Origin of the sequence: Methylobacterium sp. WL103, from assembly GCF_008039885.1 — a bacterium.
In the GTDB taxonomy this organism is placed as follows: domain Bacteria; phylum Pseudomonadota; class Alphaproteobacteria; order Rhizobiales; family Beijerinckiaceae; genus Methylobacterium; species Methylobacterium cerastii.
This window is the reverse complement of the sequence record NZ_VRUX01001066.1, coordinates 1-846: the sequence shown is the minus strand read 5'-3', so window position 1 is coordinate 846 and position 846 is coordinate 1. Positions and strand designations below refer to the sequence as shown.

1 protein-coding gene is annotated in these 846 nt (G+C 76.4%); it reads right to left on the bottom strand.

Annotated elements, in window-relative coordinates; genetic code table 11:
• Window positions 1–846: tetratricopeptide repeat protein (locus FV222_RS27800; protein WP_147816384.1), on the bottom strand; the 846-nt coding region annotated here is incomplete at both ends.

Here is an 846-nt window from a genome sequence, read left to right as displayed (position 1 = left end):
CTCCAGGCTCGCGAGCGCGGCCGGGTCGGATTTCAGGGCGGCGCGGGCGCGTTCCAGCACGGCCTGCGCACGCTCCGGCTCGCCGAGGACGCTGCGGGAGCGGGCCAGCCGCAGCCATTCGTCCACGGTGCCGCCCTTGGCCGCGAGGCGCTCGTCGAGGCCGTCGACCATGCCCTGGATCGCGGCGCGCTGCTCCGGCGGCAGCCCGGGCGCGTCCTTTCCGGCTCCCTTGGCCGCCCCGTTGCCCGCCCCCTTGACCGGCGTTCCCGACAGCTGCGGGGCGGGCTCGCCCCGCAGCCGCGCCAGGTTCTCGCGGACCAGGCGAAGCCAGGGGGCGTCGGCCGGGCTGGTGTCGTTCAGGGCGCTGAGTTGGCGGATGGCCTCCGGCGTGTCGCCGTTCTGCTCGGCCGCGCGGGCGAGGTAGAAGCGGGGCTTGGGCGCCTTGGGGTCGAGGGCGAGGGCCCGGGTCAGGGCGGCCTTGGCCTCGGGGGGCACGATGCCGTTGCCGGCGGCCACCATCGCCTCGCCCCAGTCCGACAGCGATTCCGCAGTCTCGCCCTTGATCCGGACGATCGCCGCGTAGGCGCGCGCCGCGTCCTCGAACCGGCCGAGCCGCATGTAGACCGGCGCCAGCACGGCCCAGCCGCGGGCGTCGTTCGGGTCGGCGGCCAAGCGCGCCTCGATCTGCCCGACGGCCTTCATCAAGTCCTGCGCGCCCGATTGCGCCGCCTGCCGGTCTCCCGGCGTCTGCGCCGGCAGGTCGGGCGAGCCGTAGAGGCCGTAGGCGAGGAGGGCGACGAGGGGGATGGTGGACAGGGCGAAGGCCGAGGCCGCGCGGCGCTGGCG